General features: G+C 45.5%; 1 protein-coding gene. It reads right to left on the bottom strand.

Annotated elements, in window-relative coordinates; translation table 11 throughout:
• Window positions 1-242: transposase (locus tag H4J63_RS20015; RefSeq protein ID WP_182198120.1), on the bottom strand; the 242-nt coding region annotated here is incomplete at both ends.

Raw genomic sequence — 242 nt, 5'->3', positions numbered from 1 at the left:
AAAGCCATTAATCGTCACCAATCTTTCCATGTTATCTTGGCTTTGAAGGCGTAAACTTTCGATATCCGTGCCATCACTTTTCCAGACTTTATGGTATTCCTCTACAAGCCAACGGTGCTCATAGTAGCTGATGATAGCTAAGGCGTCTTCTTTGCTGGTGACTGGTTCACTGGTTAATAGGTGCCAGCTTAAGCCGTTCTCAGCGTTTCCTCTCTCTGCACTGCCGACATAGTAAACTGGGA

This window comes from Pseudoalteromonas sp. 5Ae-yellow, assembly GCF_014077565.1.
Taxonomy (GTDB): domain Bacteria; phylum Pseudomonadota; class Gammaproteobacteria; order Enterobacterales; family Alteromonadaceae; genus Pseudoalteromonas.
This window is presented reverse-complemented; position numbering and strand designations above follow the sequence as displayed.